Genomic DNA, 17,702 nt, shown 5'->3' with positions numbered 1-17,702 from the left:
GAAAGGTGTATCCGTTTGGATGCACCTTTTTTTGATAGGTTGGCAGGCTAATGGGAGGCGGCAGGTCATGCTCGGTTCCACGCTAGATCAGTTCGGGCAGGCATTAAAAATGCACGCCAGCCGGTACAGTTTCTTTCCACTCAATCCTAAATTTTTATGCCGCTTGGGTTGGATAACCCAAACAGAATCGACACCTTTGTAAGAGCGATCTACTTCATACAAACTAACCAACCAAATAATCAACACATGAGAAAGATTCACGTTATACTCATCACCATGCTGATTGCTGCTCAGGGTGTTAGAGGCGTTGCGCAAACAACTGATGTACCTGCATTGGGAGTCTGTGCATCGTTGGATAAAGCAAACTTGTTAAAACAGCAAGGTTATCAATTTATCCAACCGACGGTCGAGGAGGTTCTTCGTCCGCAGCTAACCAATGAAGCGTATCAGCTGAGTGATACGCTGGTGGGGCAATTGCCGGTAGCGTTGGCTGTCTGCAACGTTTTTATCCCGGGAGCGATCAAAACAACGGGACCAGATGTGGATGAAGCGCGTGTCATGGCGTATGCCACCCGGGTATTCGAGCGTGCACGAAAGCAACAGATCGGCACCATCGTCTTCGGCAGCGGAGCATCGCGAAATATTCCGGAGGGATTTGATCGGGACGTGGCCCGCCGCCAGTTCGTGAGCATGGGGCGAAAGCTGGCCGAATTGGCGGCGACATACCATATTGTTCTGGCCTTAGAAAGTCAGAACAAGCAAGAATGTAATTTTATCAACACGCTGCGGGAGTCGATTGAAATAGCGAAAGAAGTGGCTCATCCAAATTTCCGCGTGACCGTAGATACGTACCATATGGCGATGGAAAAAGAGTCTCCAAGCCATATTCTGCTGGGCAAGGGATACATCCACCATTGTGATATCGGAGAGTTGCATAACCGTGCCGCACCGGGCGTAAACGGGGATGATTTTACACCGTATTTCCAGGCATTACAGCACATTGGTTTCCACGGAAAGATAGCTTTGGAGTGTAGGTTCGTGGACATGCACACGGAGCTACCGAAAGCGAGACAGGTCATTATCAAGCAATGGGAAGAAGCGCGTTCCAAATAAGACAGCTTTACCATATCCGTTCCTACGCCTCGGTACGGTTAGCGTAACGATCGGCAAAACCGGATCAGGTGATGCTTGTTTTTTACAGTATACACCCTATAATAACACCTTATGATGAATAATCAACTGAACCGTAGACAGTTCCTTCAGCGTGCTGGTGCCGCTGTGGCTCTTTCTGCATGGGAAGGTAGCGGACTGTCTATGACGGCGAATCTTCCTGCCATGCGGGTGGGTTTGATCGGAGCAGGATGGTATGGCAAAAGCGACCTGTTTCGGCTATTGCAGGTTCGCGATGTGGACGTTGCTGCCGTTTGCGATGTGGATCGTCGGCATCTGCAGGAGGCTGGAAAGCGAATCAGCGAACGGCAAGTTTCGCGGAAGGTTCCGACACTATACACCGATTATCGGAAGATGCTTGCCGATCAGAAACTTGATTTGGTGCTGATCGGATCTCCGGATCATTGGCATGCGCGTCAGGCAATTGATGCCATGCAGGCAGGAGCGCATCTCTACTTGCAGAAACCGATCAGTGTCGACGTGTTGGAAGGAGAAGCTATTCTGCGTTATGCGCGTGCGCTCAACAGAAAGGTCCAAGTAGGCACACAGCGTCGCAGCACCGCACATCTTATCGATGCCAAAAAACGGATTGTGGACGCCGGATTACTCGGCAAGATCGCGCATGTGGAGATGTGTTGCTACTATCATATGCGGCAGAACGGCAATCCGCCGTTGGTACCGGTCCCGGATTTTCTAGACTATGAATTATGGACAGGTCCTGCGCCGTTACGGCCTTACGATGGGCTACCACACGGTGGATGGTGGCGTACCTTTATGGAATATGGTAACGGCATCACGGGTGATATGGGCATGCATATGTTCGATACGGTTCGCTGGCTTTTGGGATTAAAGTGGCCTACACGTATCCATGCCACTGGCGGTATTTACGTACAGAAGGATGGAAAATCGACAATTGCCGACACACAAACTGCATTATTTGAATATGCTGGTTTAAATTGCGTTTGGCAACATCGGACATGGGGAACACCGGATGATCCGGAATATCCGTGGGCGTTTATCATCTATGGCGATAAGGGCACGCTAAAAGGCAGTGTCATGAAGTATGAATTCATTCCGGTGGGGCAGGGCGAACCGATAAAAAAAGAAGTGCTCTACGAAAAAGAAAAATTTCCGGCAGACCTGCAGGAACCCCGGATTGAATTGCACACGGCGCCGGCAACACGGCAACATATGCTGGATCTCCTTTCCGCCATCGAACAGGATCATTTGCCCGTGGCCGATATTGAAGAGGGGTATATTTCCACGGCTTGTTGCATACTGGCAAATTTGTCGATGCAATTGAAGCGACCATTGGTTTACGATCCGCAGCAAAAAAAATGTGTAGATGACGTCGAAGCCACCCAATTGCTACGGAGGCCTTACCGTTCGCCTTGGAAACATCCGACCGAGACTTAGCAGTCGTTCACACGCCGGAAATACGTCGTCGTTTTGAGAAGCCGACGCAGCGGGCCTGCGCCTGTGTTCCAGCAATCTTTTAGAGGGGATACAGCAGCTTAAAGCGGAGGAAGGACATGCCATTTTAGCGCATGAAGGGGCGACTTTCATGCCGAGCCTCATCGAGGCTGGGGTCGACGAGTATCATATCGTGACGCATCCGATCGCGTTGGGAACTGGAATGCCGACATTTAATGGGCTTTCAGGATATCGCGACGTGAAATTGGCGGACGCACGTGGGGTGATCGTGCATACGTGGTCAACTTCGTCTTGTATTCGGGTGTTCTTCGAGCTAGCACGAGCTTGCAGCTCGCGCTCAAGTAGGTAAGGCACAAGTTAAAAACTCGCGCCAGCAAGGCTCAAAAACGTGCGCAAGCAGGTTTGCTAATTAAGCTAGCGCGAGCTTGCAGCTCGTGCTCGAATATAGGTAAGGCACGAGTTAAAAACTCGCGCCAGCAAGGTTGAAAAAACCATGGCAGCAAGTTCGCTAACTAAGCTAGCGCGAGCTTGCAGCTCGTGCTCAAGTAGGTAAGGCACGAGTTAAAAACTCGCGCCAGCAAGGTTGAAAAAACCATGGCAGCAAGTTCGCTAACTAAGCTAGCGCGAGCTTGCAGCTCGTGCTCGTAAATAATAGCTTGTCATACATGGTCAATATCCAACACGCCTTTTCCTCCTGAATAATCTCGGGCACTACTGTATTTCCAATGATGAGCTTCTTCTACGAAGCCCGCTTCTACCGGATTACTATGAATATAATTTAACTTCTGTTCAATAACTTCGGGGCTCCAAAGTTCTATCGGGTGATTTTGTTGTTGCCAAAATTGAGTGTCCTTTACATTGCTGTTTCTTTTTCCCGCATGCTTCATCATCCCAAGCAACCATTCTTTACGACTCTCTTGCGGATTATTTGCAATTTCTATCCGAATTCGTTTCGAAGTATAGACTTTTAGTGATTTTATTAGACGACCGGGATTGCCATCTTTCGCTCGAAATATTAAGTGTAGATGACTAGGCATAATGCACCAAGCGAAAATCTCCATTCCTTTTTCTTTGCGGCAATAAGCCAGACTGTCTATGATTAAGTCGAAATAAGATCTTCTAATAAACACATCTATCCAATAGACTGTCGCAAAGCTTATGAAATATAATCCATCAGCATCATGAAATTTGTATTTTTCAGACATAATTCAATATATTGGTTGTATATCTAAATTATATATTTTTCTTTAGAATCAAATACTCTAACAGTTGGTTTGGATGTTGGCACGGTAAACTAGGGGTAGCGCGAGCTTGTAGCTCGTCCTTAAAGTAGGTAAGGCACGAGTTAAAAACTCGCGCCAGCACGACGGAAAAACGCGCGCAAGCAGGTTTGCTAATTAAGCTAGCGCGAGCTTGCAGCTCGTGCTCGAATATAGGTAAGGCACAAGTTAAAAACTCGCGCCAGCAAGACGGAAAAGCCCATGGCAGCAAGTTCGCTAATTAAGCTAGCGTGAGCTTGCAGCTCGTGCTCAAGTAGGTAAGGTACGAGTTAAAAACTCGCGCCAGCAAGGTTGAAAAAAACATGGCAACAGGTATGCTAATTAAGCTAGGCGAGCTTGTAGCTCGTGCTCAAATATAGATAAGGCACGAGTTAAAAACTCGCGCCAGTTAGGCTGAACACTCGTACCAGCAACGTTAAAAACACGTAATCCAATAGATACATGCGTCCAATGGAGCATAGAAAAAAATAATCTACAAAATTAGTAGATTATTAAAAAGTCTTCTATATTTGTTCCATCGTTTAGCAATTGGCGTTGGAATCGATAACTAGAAGTAGCACCTTAATATATTTATTCATGAAACAAGTTTACATCAACCTCACCAACTTTTTTCTCAGACAGAGCCGTGTCGACCTCCTTGGCATAGGTATGCGAATGTGCTGCTGTTAGGCAGGCGTTCGGAACTACGCAAAAAACGTAAACATTTTAGGATACAAGTTATCAATTGGCGTTGGCACTTGTAAGTATTCACTATTAACACATTAGATTTATGAAAACTACTGGAGGACTCCGGTATGCTACCTTTTTCGTGTTGTTTGCCCTCCTTTTCGGGTTAAAAACAAGCGATGCACAGGTAGAAACAAAACCTATTATCAACGCATCCCTGCTTGGAAAAGTCATAGATGCCCAAACAAAATTACCGATTGAGGGTGCAACCGTGCAGCTGCAAGCCGTGACCCATAGCGTCAAAACGGACAGAGATGGTAATTTCCAGTTCGTTACAGGACAAAAACTTCCCTTTACCATTATCCTTTCGTACGTAGGGTATGCCCCCAAAACGGTGGTCGTACAAACCTCGCCCGCTATTATTGAACTGAGCCCAACGTCAGAAGATATCGATGAGGTGGTGGTGATCGGCTACGGTGTTCAGAAAAAGAGAGATATCACGGGCTCGGTATCAAGCTTGAAAGAAAGCGATTTTAACAAAGGCGCGACGGTCACATCAGTGGATCAACTGCTGCATGGAACCACAGCCGGTGTCAATATGCAACAATCGAGCTCCGAGCCGGGCGGTGGAGTTAACGTCCGTATTCGTGGAAACAACTCGATCAATGCAGGTTCTAGTCCGTTGTATGTTATCGACGGACTGCCTATGGATAATGCCGCCAATTTGACATCTTCCTCTGGAGAAGGGGGGATTGCCAACAATCTCGTCGCTAAAAATCCAATCAATGCGATTAATCCGAACGATATAGCGTCTATCGAAGTGCTGAAAGACGCGTCGGCTACGGCGATCTATGGGTCGCGGGCCGCAAATGGCGTGATCCTAATCACGACCAAACGTGGCGCAAAAGGGCAGCGTCGCCTTCAGTATTCAGTGAATGCCGGGCAACAGCAGGTGGCGGAAAAGATCGATATCCTAACGACACAGGAGTATATCACAACGATCAACCAGCTGGCAAAGGAGCGGGGTGCTGCGCTGGTGTTCGACGATGACGCTATTCAGGAAATAGGGACGGGAACGGACTGGCAGGAAGCAATCTTGCGCAAAGCGTATGTGCAGGACCATAATCTTTCGTTTTCGGGTGGTGACGAGGGGATGACGTACTTCACTTCCCTGAATATCACCACGCAGGACGGCATCGTGCGGAATACCGGCATGGATCGTTATACAGGTCGGGTTAACCTGGAGAGCACGTTTGACCGTAAAGGTAAGTTCGGCATAAACCTAACGAGTAGCCGGATTTTGGACAAGAACGCGATCGACGGCAACAGTATTAACGAATCGGCTGGTCCTATTAACGCAGCACTGCTGTACGATCCGACGGAGCAGATCTACCGCGCAGATGGCTCGTTTACGCAATCGAATTTCCTGACGATCAACAATCCGCTAAGCTTGGTGAAGGGGATTAGCAACGAGAGTGCTGCAAACCGTACATTGGGCAACCTGTTTGTGTCGTATGAACTGACGCAGGGGCTGACGGCAAAGATCAATATCGGTGCCGACCTCTTGGCTCAACGCCGGGATATCTATAACAGCAGGCTTACGATTCGGGGCGCGGCGCAACAAGGGATTGCCACGATTGCCACCCTCGAAAAGCGGGACGTCGTGGGTGAATATACCATGAATTACCAAACCCGGTGGGGACAACAAAACACATTGGACGTGTTGGGGGGAATGACGTACCAGAATTTTCAGGTCCGGCGTTTTGTGGGTGCTATCGGGAGCTTCCCGTCGGATAACCTCGCGAGCAACAACTTGGGCCTTGGGGATATAGCCACGGCCTCGCTGGGAAGTAACAAAGCCGATAATACGCTGCTGTCTTACCTTGGCCGGATTAATTACACGCGGAACGCGCGTTACCTATTGACGGCGTCCTTCCGGGCAGATGGTTCTTCTCGGTTCGGTGCTGATAACAAGTATGGATTTTTTCCATCGGTGGCGGCGGGTTGGGTCTTGTCGGAAGAGGCGTTTGTCCCGGCGTTTTTTGATAACCTGAAAATACGTGGCAGCTGGGGATTGACCGGAAATCAGGATATCGGCAATTACAACTCCCTGCAAACATATACTACGGGAGGGACCTTTGTATCCGGAAGTGCACTGTATGTCGGTACATCACCGTCCCGGATCGGCAACAGCAACTTGAAGTGGGAAACGACGGAGCAAGCGAATATCGGCATCGACGCCGCCTTGTTACGGAACAGATTGCAGATGACGGTAGACTATTTTACGAAGAATACGCGTGATATGTTGATCGAATTGCCGTTGCCACAGGGAACGGGCTATCGCGCTATCTTATCAAATATGGGGTCGATGACGAACAAAGGGGTGGAGCTCTCCCTGTCTGGAGACGTTATTCAGGGCGAGAAGTTTCGTTGGAACGCCTCCGTTAATTTTGCCCGCATACGCAATGAGGTAACGCATTTGGGCGACGTCAAAAACATCATTACGGGCAATGCGGCGAATATTGGAAACGTAGCTATTATCACCAAAGGTGCCCCGGCGTTTGCGTATTACGGGTATGAGGTGACAGGGATTTTCAGAAGCGTAGAGGAGGTCGCGAACAGCGCTCAACCGACAGCACGCCCGGGGTATCCCATTTTTAATGATGTGAATCAGGATGGAAAAATCAATGCCTCCGACCAAAAGATCATCGGTGACCCGTATCCGGATTTTACCTACGGCTGGCGCAACGAGCTGGCGTACGGCAATCTGTCTTTAAGTTTTCTTCTGCAAGGACAGCAGGGTGGACAGATACTGAATGGAAATATCCTGGAAAGTATCTACCCGAGCAATTACCGGAGAAACATGCTGCGGGCAACCGTGGAAGACCGCTGGACGCCTGAAAATACAGAGGCAAAATGGCCGTCGGCAGTCGAACCGACGTCGTATGGCGGCGGCAAGGTGAATACCTTGGCGCTTCAGGATGCATCGTATCTGCGCCTGAAATATATTCAGCTTCATTATCAGGTTCCCCTGCGGTCCACCAAAGCAATTCGAACGCTCCAGGTTTATCTCTCGGCGCAGAACCTGTTTACGATCAGTAAATACGTAGGATACGATCCGGAAGCGAATGCATTAGGCACGAGCAATGCACGTGTCGACCTAAATACGTACCCGTTGGCCCGCGTATGGTCGGCCGGGGTGAATGTCTCATTTTAAATACGATTTCCTATGAAAATTATTTCTTATATCCATTTGGCAATTTTGTCCTTGTCGTTGTCTGCTTGTGACGCTATACTAGAGGAAGAGTTGTATTCTGAATTGGACGAGCAGTATGCAAACTCACCGGAAGGGCTGCAGTCTCTTTTAACTTCGGCTTATGGAAATGCACAATGGCGCAATTATGCTTATTTCTTTACGTCGGGCATGACTTCCGGAGAGAATTGGAATGAGTTTGGTGCTATTGAATCGCAGTTTACACCACTCTGCAATTTCACGTGGGATAGCAACCATAGTTATTTTAGTGCAACATGGAACCAACTGTATACGGTCATCCGCGATGCAAATATCATTCTGAAAAATGCGCCGCAACAGGACCAACTGGTGGCTGAAGCGAAATTCCTCCGTGGACTCAGCTATTACCTCCTGCACGATTGGTTTGGGCCGCTGCCGTTGTATCAATCGCCTGACGACGATTATCGCCTCAAGCGGTCGGGCGAAGAAGAAACTGTCGCCTTGATCGAAAAAGACCTGCGTGAATCGGCTGCTGTGCTTCCTGCCACGCAGATCATATATGGGAAAGCAACGAAAGGTGCCGCTTTAGGTTTTTTAGCGAAGCTTTACTTGCAAACGAAACAATGGCAAAAAAGTGTCGACGTGAGTGCAGAGCTTATGGCGCTCGGGACATACCAACTGGTTGATGACTATACGCAATTGTTCCGTATCGAGAACGAGGGAAATACAGAGATGATCTGGGTAATACAGTCGACGCCTCAATTGGGTAACCCATTTGTGGCCAATACCTTCCCAACGGATTATCCACACTTGCCCAACCAGACGATTTATGCGTCGCGGGTATACCTTTATGACGAGTTTGTACATTCCTTTGCTGGAAATGATACAAGAAAGGGGTTGATTATCACGTCTTATACCAATACCAGTGGCGTGTGGACGCAGCTGCTTGGTACCAATAGATCGTATCCGGGGAAATACGAATTTGATAAGGATGCAATTGGAGCTTCGTACGGGAATGATGTCCCCGTCCTACGGTATGCGGATATACTGCTTAGCCGTGCAGAGGCGCTGAACGAACTGCACGGCCCTACGGCGGAATCGATTGCTTTGGTCAATCAGGTACGTAGACGCGCAGGGCAGGAGGGGCTTGAGCAGGGTGCATGGACGAAAGCTAGTTTTCGGACGCAAATTTTCCAGGAGAGAAAATGGGAGTTTTGGTATGAACAGGCCCGGCGCAGTGATCAGATCCGCGAGGGAACCTTTATTTCGGAAGCCCTGCGACGGGGAAAATCCGCCGCGAAGCCGCATCACGTTCTCTTCCCTATACCACAAACAGAATTGGATGCGAATCCGAATTTGGAACAAAATGAAGGCTATTAATGGTTAACAGCAGACATATGAAAAGGATTTTTATCAACACATGGATGCTCCTCGTCCTAGGGATGGGAGGAGTATGGCGGGCGACCGCGCAGCAGGCGAATAGTGAGCAGCAACCAAACTTTATATTGATTTTTACCGACGATCAGGGATATGGCGACCTCGGCACGTACGGCAACCCGACAATCAGAACACCCCATATCGATCAGCTGGCTGCCGAAGGTCAAAAATGGACAAATTTTTACGTGGCGGCAAATGTGTGCACGCCGTCGCGGGCAGGCCTATTAACCGGGCGTTTGCCGATACGAAGTGGGATGCAGGGGGAGAAAAGGCGGGTACTGTTTCCCGATTCAAAAGGAGGACTTCCGTTGTCGGAGCAAACTATTGCGCGTGTCCTGAAACAAAAGAAATACCGCACGGGCATTGTTGGAAAATGGCACCTGGGTAGCCGGCCAGAATTTCTGCCGACGAAACATGGGTTTGATTATTACTATGGTATTCCGTATAGCAATGATATGGATCGTGTAGATTCGGTTCCCTATCAACAAGCTATTACGCAACCCAAAAATGAGTACTTTCAAGTACCGTTATTGCGTAATGAGGAGATCATCGAACGACCGGCTATCCAGAACACCTTAACGGAACGGTATACGAAGGAAGCCATAGGCTTCATTACGAAAAACAAAGGAGAGCCATTTTTTCTATACCTCGCGCATTCCATGCCGCATGTTCCTTTGTTCGCTAACGAAAAATTTAAAGGGAAAAGTGCGCGGGGCATCTATGGCGACGTAATCGAGGAAATCGATTGGAGTGTAGGCCAGATTATCGAAACATTAAAGAAACAAGGGTTGGATAAGAATACGTATGTTGTGTTCGTGACAGACAACGGTCCGTGGAAAATTTTCAAAGAGTTGGGAGGCTCGTCCGGTCCGCTCTACGGCGCGAAGGGAAATAGTTACGAAGGAGGGGTGCGCGTACCGGCTATCTTTTGGGGGCCGGGGCAGGTGCGTCCGGGTCAGGTGACGGCGATCGGAAGTACGTTGGATATTTTGTCCACATTTGCGGCACTGGCGGGCGTCGACTTGCCGCAGGATCGGGTGTATGATGGGTATAATCTGAGCAACGTCCTCCGCGATAGCCACGCGAAAGGCCCGAGAGATGAGATGTTTTACTATCATGCATCACAGCTCGTGGCTGTGCGGAAAGGTCCATTTAAGCTGTTGCTCTATGGAAACAGTGAATGGGCCTACCCGGATAAGCTGGTACGGTTGGACGCTCCGAAATTATTCAATCTGAACGAGGACATCAGCGAATCGAATGACATCGCTGCGCAATACCCGGACGTGGTCCAGGCCTTGCAAAACTTGGCAGAGGAACACCGGAGAGGCATAAAACCTGTGGTCAGTCAACTCGATTTGCTGTAGGTTGCATGGCATACGTTAAAACGCGCGGCATTAAGCTAGCGCGAGCTTGCAGCTCGTGCTCGATTTAGGTAAGGCACGAGTTAAAAACTCGCGCCAGCAGATGGAAAAACCCATGGCAGCAAGGCTGAACACTCGCGGCAAGGTTTGATAATTAAGCTAGCGCGAGCTTGCAGCTCGTGCTCGAATATAGGTAAGGCACGAGTTAAAAACTCGCGCCAGCAGATGGAAAAACCCATGGCAGCAAGGTTCAAAAACGCGTGGCAGGGTTCGCTAGTTAAGCTAGCGCGAGCTTGCAGCTCGTGCTCGAATATAGGTAAGGCACGAGTTAAAAACTCGCCCCAGCAGATGGAAAAACCCATGGCAGCAAGGTTCAAAAACGCGTGGCAGGGTTCGCTAGTTAAGCTAGCGCGAGCTTGCAGCTCGTGCTCGAGGTATAAGGCACGAGTTAAAAACTCGCGCCAGCAGATGGAAAAACCCATGACAGCAAGGCTGAACACTCGCGGCAAGGTTTGATAATTAAGCTAGCGCGAGCTTGCAGCTCGTGCTCGAGGTATAAGGCACGAGTTAAAAACTCGCGCCAGCAGATGGAAAAACCCATGACAGCAAGGCTGAACACTCGCGGCAAGGTTTGCTAATTAAGCTAGCGCGAGCTTGCAGCTCGTGCTCGAATATAGGTTAGGCACGAGTTAAAAAACTCGCGCCAGCACGACGGAAAAACCAGTGGCAGCAAGGCTGAACACTCGCGGCAGCATGTAAAATGGAATATTATTTTTTTGTTACATTTTACACGACCTCATGCGCTTCGGAAGGATATCGTTATATTTAACGGTACAACAGAAATAGAGTATGAAAAACGCAGGTTGTTTAGGGATGCTGCTGCTTGTTTTCTTTCTACAGGGAAAGGCGCAAGAACTGCATCGTCTGTCTTTCCAAACAGAGGAGGAGATGTATGCTTACTTTAGATATGCCCCCGGTAAACAGATAATCAGTGGGCACCGTGGGACGAAAGAAGCGGGAATGCCTGAAAATTCCATTCCTGCGCTGGAAGCGGTCCTGAAACATACGACGGCGATATTTGAAGTTGATCCTCGTTTGACGAAAGACAGTGTGCCAGTTATGGTTCATGACCAAACCTTAGACCGTACGACGACAGGCAAGGGCAACGTACGCGACTACACCTGGGCGGAACTGCAACGATTTCGTTTGAAAGATGCGCAGGGTCGAGAGACGCCGCACCCCATCAATACGTTGGATGAGTTGATCGAATGGGCCAAAGGAAAAACCATTCTCAATTTGGATAAAAAAGATTTACCGATGGAACTGACCGCTCGTATTATTGCCCGCCATCAGGCCTATGCCTGGGTGTGGGTAACGGTGCATAATGTGGAGCAGGCCAGGTTCTACCTGAAGAAAAGCCCGAAACAATTTCTCTCCATGCACGTACGAACCGCACAGGCCTTGGAGGAACTGCTTCAGGCAGACTTACCATTTGACCGGATGATTGTGTACATCGGACCAGAAATTGTTGCGGCTAACCGCATGTTTTACGAAGCGTTAAACCGCCGGGGTGTGATGTGTATGATTTCTACCGCACCAACTTACGATAAATTGGACAACCCTGCCGATCGGGCCGACAAGTACAGGGCCGTATTTGCTGATGGGGCCAGTATCTTGGAATCGGATTTACCCATCGAAGTGCATCAGGCAACCGCAAACTAACGGATACATAAGGGCAATAGGATCGTTTGCAGGTTAAGCAGGGAGCGTCCTTTCTTTTTTGTAGAACGCTTATAAACAGAAAATAACAACGAGAGATAGGTTTTTACATGGAGACGGGGTGCGGTCTCGATCTTTTCTTTTTGGATTGCTTACTGTTGGGGAACAACTCGTGATAACAACGCTTTAAGTGATATACATCGTCGGTTTCGATAGGGAAGTCGTCGGTGAGTTCGCATAAGAGCGAACGTTGTGACGAACTCACATGGACGAAGGCCATTTTGCATTCTTCCTGATCGCTGCAGAACAGACCGACACCGACCACTTTATCGCTATACGTCACCCGGTATACGGCTTTCTTCATGACGCCGTCGGCGCTACCGGTATGGGCCAATGCCTGACCGGTTTTCAATAAATCCTTTCTATTCATAATCGCTTCCTCCTGGTACAAAGGTAGTCAGGATATATGGTTAACAACGTATAGCAGGGGTTCAATAAATACGGGAAATACGGACGACATGTACGCAATTGCAGAACGTATATTTCCGTTTGTATAAGTTTAATGTCCTTTCCGGCTTGTTTTTTGTTGGCAACCCGCCCACACGACGCATAGCGCCTATATTTTTCATTTTTCCTGAAAACTTTCGTAGAGAAAAATCAGTTCACTGTAGAAGAACAAGTCACACGCGGGAACATCGTGCCAGTTCGGCAGGTGTTCGCCCTAGTAAACTACAACTTAATATATGTCAAAACAGAGTTTATCGTACGATGAGCTGACGCCGTTGCTATTTAAAGCTTTAGATGCCAGCGCATCGGGTATTATCATTACCGATAATAGACAGCCAGACAATCCGATCATTTACAGCAACCAGGCGTTTGTAAAAATGACTGGATACTCGTCGGATGAAATTATCGGGCGGAACTGCCGGTTTTTGCAGGGAGCGGATAAACAACAAGAGGCGCGGGAAAAGATCCGGGAAGCTGTCCGGCAGGGAAAAGATATCAGTATCGAAATCCGAAATTATACCAAAGACGATCAGCTCTTTTGGAATGAATTGGTGATTTCGCCTATCCGCGACGACCATGGGGACGTCACTCACTTTATCGGGGTACAAAATGATGTGACCCACCGCAAACAGGTGGAAGAGGATTTGCGAAGAGAGCGGGAGTTTATTGAGCAAAAAGTAGACGATCGTACCGCACAGCTGCGCATGAATGAAGAATACCTGGACAGCATCATACAGACGGTGCGCGAAGGATTGGTCGTTCTGGACCGCGATCTACGGGTGTTGACAGTAAATCATCAATTTCTGGATAAATTTAAAGTGAGCCTGACCGAGACGGTGGGCAACTTGTTTTACGAACTGGGGAATGGGCAGTGGGATATCGCGGATCTACGCAACCTATTGGAAAATATCTTGCCCACGAACAACCCGGTACTGGATTTTGAAGTAGAGCACGATTTTCCGTATATCGGCAAGAAAACAATGTTGTTGAATGCGCACCGGATCGAAAACGAAGGGCATTACAAAGATCGTATTTTGTTGGCTATCGAGGATATCACCGACCGACGGATCATTGAAAAGCGAAAGGATGATTTTCTGTCGATTGCGAGCCACGAACTGAAAACCCCACTGACGGCAATCAAAGGGTATATTCAATTGATCGATCGACTTCTCGGACCGGATATCGACCGAAAGCTGGCCGATATTTTGCATAAGAGTAAAACGCAGATCGAGCGCTTGAACGCCTTGATTAGCGAGTTGTTGGACGTGTCGAAGATACAGTCTGGGAAATTGGCCCTGCACCACGCGCCTTTCGACTTCGACCGGATGGTCCGGGATACCGTGGAGCATATACAGTTGACGACAGAACAACATGAAATTACGTTAACCGGAAGTACGTCGGTTACTTTTCTGGGTGATGAGGTGTTGTTGAGTCAGGTAGTCGGGAATCTCTTATCCAACGCCATCAAGTACTCTCCGGATGCGACGCGAGTGATGGTGCATTTGGCAATGATGGCCGATAAAATTAAGGTATCGGTGAAGGATTATGGGCTGGGCATCAGTCAGGACGATCAGCACAATGTATTCGAACGCTTCTTTCGGGTGAATGAGGTGCAGACACGTTACCCGGGGATGGGTATTGGACTATTCATTTGTGCACAGATTTTAAAACAACACGGCGGAAGCCTTTGGGTGGACAGTGAGCTCGGTAAAGGATCGACATTTAGTTTTACACTACCACGCCAACAAAGCACGACACCATGAAGAAAAAGATATTTATATGCGATGACGATCTCGGAATTGTGGATATGCTCGAACTTATTTTAGAGTTTACCGATGCCGATACCATAAGCGAAGGGAATAGTATACATGCATTTGACCGGTTGTTGGAAACCAAACCAAATATGTTGATTGTGGACCTATGGATGCCCGTCGTGAGCGGCGATCAGCTCATACGGCGGATACGGTCAACAGACGCCCTGCGCGATCTTTATATTATTTGCATATCGGCAAGTAGGGATGGTGAAAAGATTGCCCAGGAGGCGGGTGCCGACCTTTTTTTGGCAAAGCCGTTTGACATGGACGACATCATTCGTGCCGTGGAAGGGGCTCTAGTGTAATGTAGGAGATCTACCCCCGCTATCTTCCTAACGGGGGCTGTTCTTGGACTTCCTGGGCCAGCAATATCTCCCCTCCCGGACAGGTATGTATGCTATTCGACATACGTTTTCGTGCAACTGTTGTAAACGAGCTTTTGCTCCTGAAGATCATCCTGATTGAACGTGACTTTTTTTCCAGAACAGGTAACCCCCTCGGTAGGTCCAATGACGTCGCATGATGGGCATACGAGCATCAGATAGTAAACAATTTCGCCTTGATACGTCGCCTGAAATAAGTGCGTAGCAGAAAAACCTTCGTCCCGACATTCGAGCTCATTTTGATACCGCTCTTTCATCTTTTTGGTGCATTCTATCGCTTGGCTTTCATCGTCCTGATCTTTTTCACACGCTGTAAAAAGAAGAGCGATGGCAAAGAGTATACTTATTCTTTTCATCGTATTTAGAGTTTTATTAGAAAACGAAGGAAGAGAAATGTCCGCTACATCGAGATGATTTTTTATGGATAGCTGCGACTCGCATAGGTTACTCCGTATAGCTTTTCGTACAGCTGTTGTAAAAAAAAGAGCTTGTGCGTGTGCAGATCCTGTGAAGCGAATGTGACCTACCCTGATTTTTTTGCATGCCGCATAACGGAAAGCGCAGAAGGAATATCGGTGTTTTTTTCATCGTATTTAGAAGTTTAATTATACGAGGACCGCGGACGATACGTTGGAGGGGAAGTTTTTGTAGCATCCGGCATCAGTACGTCCGCGGGACGACCAAACCGTATTTAGACAATATAGAGACTGTATTTCTGCAAAAAAGCGGTTACTTTGCACCGGTCTTATCAAAAAATGCGCAAATGAACTACTTTGACGAACAAGCGGCTTTACTACAACGGGAAAGGGATTATGACCGGGAGCAGCATGAAACGCTCCTGATGCAGCGTAGTATCGACGAAAGGCGTGGGAAAGGTGTGACATGGTTTCCGATTACCATCGGAAATAGGGAGCTGGGCAGGGGGGATTACCTTACCGTTACACTGCACAGAACCAATAGGTTGGAGGAGGGACATCAATTTCGGTTCGGCATGCCGGTATCATTATTTTCGAATCATGCTGCGGCAGACGATCGTATCGACGGCATCATCGCTTTCGTAAATAGGGACACCATGCGCGTGGCGTTTCGGACCGATGAATTGCCGGATTGGAGCCGGAGAGGAAAACTCGGGGTTGACTTGCTCTTTGATGAAAATGCGTACAAAGAAATGCAGGATGCACTTGACCGTGCTTCGGCATTACGGAACGATAAGCAGCAGGGACATCTGGTGCGGCAGTTGATCGGTGAGGAAGCAGGGATGGCATGCACGGATACGGTACATTATGAACATGAAGCGCTTAACACGAGCCAGGTAGGGGCGGTCTCACGTATGTTAGGTACAGATCCATTGACCATTTTGCATGGGCCACCCGGTACGGGAAAAACCACGACATTGATTCATGGGGTAAAGGCCCTATTGGAGAACGGCAGCGGGCAGTTACTGTTGGTTGCTCCGAGTAATACGGCCGTGGATGTCCTGACAGAACGTTTGGATGCGGCGGGGATCTCGGTTGTGCGTATCGGAAATCCGGTTCGGGTATCGGATCATTTACTCGATCTGACATTGGACGCGCAGACAGAAAAGCACAGCGCGGCTAAGGAAATGAAACACCTGCAAAAACAGGCGAATGCGTACAGTGAGATGGCGCAGAAATATAAACGACATTTCGGAAAGGCCGAACGGGAGCAGCGCAAAGCCCTGCGTGATGAGGCCCGTAAACTACGCAAAGAGATCGATCTGATTCAGGATTATATGATCGCGGATATTTTAAATCGGGTTGAGGTCATTACGGCCACGCTGGTGGGCGCAAACCAATATCCTATCCGTGACCGACGCTATGAAACGGTCATTATTGATGAGGCGGCGCAGGCGCTTGAACCGGCTTGTTGGATTCCGATCCTCAAAGCGAATCGCATTATCCTGGCGGGCGACCACTGCCAGTTGCCCCCGACGGTCAAGTCGGCCCAGCGCGCAGACGAAGGACTGTACTTGACGCTGTTCGAGAAGCTCTTGCGCCGCTATCCGGCATGTGTTTCGCTATTGACAACGCAATACCGTATGCACACCGAAATTATGCAGTACCCGTCACGTGCTTTGTACGATTCCCAATTACAAGCGGCACCTGCCGTGGCAAACTGGACGTTGCCTGGCGATGCGGAACCGATTGTATTTATTGATACGGCAGGTGCAGGCTTCGAAGAATCCGAGGAGCAAGGGGCCATCGATAACATCGAAGAGGCTTATTTCTTGCGGGATCATCTGCGGAATTTTATCCAAAGCTGGGAGGCCAACGCTCCCCATTTGGACCGGGATTTTCCAACGATTGGTGTTGTCGCGCCTTATCGGCGTCAGGCGACACGGCTGAAGGAACTGTTCGAGCAGGACGAGGAAATACATCGCTACACTGATTTCATTCGTATCAGTACAATTGATAGCTTTCAAGGGCAGGAAAGAGAACTGATCTATATCAGCCTGACGCGCAGCAATGCTGAACAGCGTATCGGTTTTCTGGCAGATGTGCGCCGGATGAATGTCGCCATGACACGTGCCCAAAAGAAGCTGATCGTCATTGGTGATAGCGGTACGATTGCACAGCACGACTTCTACAAGGGATTCTTGGCATATGTAGAATCGATCGGCCGCTACCACAGCATCTGGGAGTGGCATACTGGTTAGGGTAAAGGCTGTTGGGGGGTAT

13 protein-coding genes are annotated in these 17,702 nt (G+C 48.7%); 10 read left to right on the top strand and 3 right to left on the bottom strand.

Annotation, left to right across the window (positions count from 1 at the left end; translation table 11 throughout):
• Positions 1-246 precede the first annotated feature (246 nt).
• The 3 genes from ACFSR5_RS06055 (at position 247) to ACFSR5_RS06045 (ending at position 2,953) form a co-directional block, all read left to right on the top strand.
• Positions 247-1,113 (top strand): sugar phosphate isomerase/epimerase family protein, encoded by an 867-nt coding sequence (locus ACFSR5_RS06055; protein ID WP_380901741.1) that lies wholly within the window; start codon positions 247-249, stop codon positions 1,111-1,113.
• Positions 1,114-1,224: 111 nt separating this feature from the next.
• Positions 1,225-2,586: a Gfo/Idh/MocA family protein gene (locus tag ACFSR5_RS06050; RefSeq protein ID WP_380901739.1), complete on the top strand. Its 1,362-nt coding sequence runs from the start codon at positions 1,225-1,227 to the stop codon at positions 2,584-2,586.
• A gap of 55 nt (positions 2,587-2,641) precedes the next feature.
• Positions 2,642-2,953, top strand: coding sequence for a dihydrofolate reductase family protein (locus ACFSR5_RS06045; protein WP_380903179.1), 312 nt, complete (start codon positions 2,642-2,644; stop codon positions 2,951-2,953).
• A 310-nt stretch (positions 2,954-3,263) separates the two neighbouring features.
• On the opposite strand, the gene ACFSR5_RS06040 is transcribed toward ACFSR5_RS06045, so the two are convergent.
• Positions 3,264-3,809 carry an REP-associated tyrosine transposase gene (locus ACFSR5_RS06040; RefSeq protein ID WP_380901737.1) on the bottom strand — a complete coding sequence of 182 codons (546 nt, stop codon included), beginning with the start codon at positions 3,807-3,809 and terminating at the stop codon, positions 3,264-3,266.
• An 844-nt stretch (positions 3,810-4,653) separates the two neighbouring features.
• On the opposite strand from ACFSR5_RS06040, the gene ACFSR5_RS06035 reads away from it, so the two are divergent.
• The 4 genes from ACFSR5_RS06035 (at position 4,654) to ACFSR5_RS06020 (ending at position 12,302) form a co-directional block, all read left to right on the top strand.
• Positions 4,654-7,767: a SusC/RagA family TonB-linked outer membrane protein gene (locus ACFSR5_RS06035; RefSeq protein WP_380901735.1), complete on the top strand. Its 3,114-nt coding sequence runs from the start codon at positions 4,654-4,656 to the stop codon at positions 7,765-7,767.
• A gap of 12 nt (positions 7,768-7,779) precedes the next feature.
• The gene (locus ACFSR5_RS06030; RefSeq protein WP_380901733.1) at positions 7,780-9,162 is read left to right on the top strand and encodes a RagB/SusD family nutrient uptake outer membrane protein; all 1,383 of its coding nucleotides are present in this window, start codon (positions 7,780-7,782) and stop codon (positions 9,160-9,162) included.
• Positions 9,163-9,179: 17 nt separating this feature from the next.
• The gene (locus tag ACFSR5_RS06025; protein WP_380901731.1) at positions 9,180-10,583 is read left to right on the top strand and encodes a sulfatase family protein; all 1,404 of its coding nucleotides are present in this window, start codon (positions 9,180-9,182) and stop codon (positions 10,581-10,583) included.
• 846 nt (positions 10,584-11,429) lie between these two features.
• Positions 11,430-12,302 carry a glycerophosphodiester phosphodiesterase family protein gene (locus tag ACFSR5_RS06020; protein ID WP_380901729.1) on the top strand — a complete coding sequence of 291 codons (873 nt, stop codon included), beginning with the start codon at positions 11,430-11,432 and terminating at the stop codon, positions 12,300-12,302.
• A gap of 103 nt (positions 12,303-12,405) precedes the next feature.
• Here ACFSR5_RS06020 and ACFSR5_RS06015 read toward each other — a convergent pair whose 3' ends face one another.
• Positions 12,406-12,729: a hypothetical protein gene (locus tag ACFSR5_RS06015; protein WP_380901727.1), complete on the bottom strand. Its 324-nt coding sequence runs from the start codon at positions 12,727-12,729 to the stop codon at positions 12,406-12,408.
• A 313-nt stretch (positions 12,730-13,042) separates the two neighbouring features.
• Here ACFSR5_RS06015 and ACFSR5_RS06010 point away from each other — a divergent pair, with 313 nt between their 5' ends.
• Both ACFSR5_RS06010 and ACFSR5_RS06005 read left to right on the top strand, forming a co-directional pair.
• The gene (locus ACFSR5_RS06010; protein WP_380901725.1) at positions 13,043-14,569 is read left to right on the top strand and encodes a sensor histidine kinase; all 1,527 of its coding nucleotides are present in this window, start codon (positions 13,043-13,045) and stop codon (positions 14,567-14,569) included.
• Positions 14,566-14,925 carry a response regulator gene (locus tag ACFSR5_RS06005; RefSeq protein ID WP_380901723.1) on the top strand — a complete coding sequence of 120 codons (360 nt, stop codon included), beginning with the start codon at positions 14,566-14,568 and terminating at the stop codon, positions 14,923-14,925. The genes ACFSR5_RS06010 and ACFSR5_RS06005 overlap by 4 nt, the downstream gene beginning before the upstream one ends.
• Before the next feature lie 92 nt (positions 14,926-15,017).
• Here ACFSR5_RS06005 and ACFSR5_RS06000 read toward each other — a convergent pair whose 3' ends face one another.
• On the bottom strand, positions 15,018-15,359 hold the full coding sequence (locus ACFSR5_RS06000) for a hypothetical protein (protein ID WP_380901721.1): 342 nt from the start codon (positions 15,357-15,359) through the stop codon (positions 15,018-15,020).
• Between the two features lie 407 nt (positions 15,360-15,766).
• On the opposite strand from ACFSR5_RS06000, the gene ACFSR5_RS05995 reads away from it, so the two are divergent.
• Positions 15,767-17,680, top strand: coding sequence for an AAA domain-containing protein (locus ACFSR5_RS05995; RefSeq protein ID WP_380901719.1), 1,914 nt, complete (start codon positions 15,767-15,769; stop codon positions 17,678-17,680).
• Positions 17,681-17,702: the final 22 nt, after the last annotated feature.

The organism is Sphingobacterium suaedae, from assembly GCF_042684625.1.
GTDB lineage: Bacteria > Bacteroidota > Bacteroidia > Sphingobacteriales > Sphingobacteriaceae > Sphingobacterium > Sphingobacterium suaedae.
Note: the sequence above shows the minus strand (reverse complement) of the source record. Positions and strands in the feature narration are given on the sequence as shown.